The organism is Thiolapillus sp. (genome assembly GCF_048562965.1).
GTDB classification, from domain to species: Bacteria; Pseudomonadota; Gammaproteobacteria; order Chromatiales; family Chromatiaceae; genus Thiolapillus; species Thiolapillus brandeum_A.
Map to the genome: position 1 here is coordinate 1 of NZ_JBHNMF010000989.1, position 1,037 is coordinate 1,037.

Below are 1,037 nucleotides of genomic sequence, written 5' to 3' on the forward strand. Positions count from 1 at the left end.
GTTTCACCATTATTTTCACTTCCCTGATCTCGCAAACTCAAGCCACCATGCGTAGCAGAAGGGAGACGAAAGTATTTTGCCGGCATTTCTCCCGGTCTGGCCAAAGTCTGAGAAAATCCTCGGATAGCGCGGCATCGGCAATCAGTCTCCGGACATCGGAAAAGGCAAAACTGGTACGCCCTTTGACCACATGGCGCCGTTGGGGATCTGCCTTGATGCGATCGGCATAGATCCAGGTAATGGTCGTCGCCATCATACAGAAGTTCAGATGATTGATCACCGCATGTGCATTGCGCGTCTGGCTTTTGGCGCTGCCGATCTCCTGCCTGATCTCCTTGAACCCGGATTCGATCTTCCAACGTGCCCCGTAATACTCGATGACCTGTTGGGCCGAGAGTGTCAGGTCGGTGCTGAAGAAAGCGACCCAGCGTGTTTTTCTGAACACCCAGACCAGCCGAACCGGACAGCGCAGATTCTTGAGCATAACGACCTCATCATAGGCCAATACCTCCCGCTGTTTGCCATAGAGAAAGACCGAACGCATTTTGGCCTGGGTCTTGCGGCTGGCCGCCAATTCACTGGCTGAACCCAACCGGGTTCCGTACTTGCGGGGACGGCCTCTCTGACGAATCGACGCCTGGGGAGGCAGATCGTAGAGCGTGACATTGGCCCGAAGGCGGGAGAGGAGTTCGAAGGCATATGCCGACGCATTCAAAGGGCGTAACAGACCATCATTGCCAAACCAACTGTCGGTCACCACCAACACGGGGAGCTGGGAAAATTGTTCCGCCACGGAACAGAGCATCACCACCGCCTGCGCCATCTTCGAGCGGAAGGTAACCGGGACACCGGCGCTGCCAGCCATGGAGAGCGAAGCGAGGGACTGGTAGTCCCCAGTAGCCGCGAGGCCGCACTGTTTCCCGGCGTGCCTTGCGCCAGAGGGAAAACAAAGTAGGCCTCCGAACGCGGCGTCCAGTCATATGGGAGCCAAGTACGGAGCAGCAACGAGCTTGCGAAGTTGTTGCGCAGTGCTTGGT

Annotated in this window: 2 protein-coding genes; both read right to left on the reverse strand. The window is 56.9% G+C overall.

The window, feature by feature from the left end:
• Positions 1–37 precede the first annotated feature (37 nt).
• Complete coding sequence (locus tag ACOCD2_RS21710; RefSeq protein WP_419583044.1) at positions 38–865, reverse strand: transposase; 828 nt, start codon at positions 863–865, stop codon at positions 38–40.
• The coding region (locus tag ACOCD2_RS21715; protein ID WP_419590544.1) for a hypothetical protein at positions 805–1,037 on the reverse strand (233 nt) is incomplete at its 5' end. The genes ACOCD2_RS21715 and ACOCD2_RS21710, both read right to left, overlap by 61 nt.

Excerpts from the sequence above, each read along its gene's own strand:
- ACOCD2_RS21710 (WP_419583044.1), bottom strand. The coding sequence starts at position 865 with ATGGCTGGCAGCGCCGGTGTCCCGGTTACCTTCCGCTCGAAGATGGCG.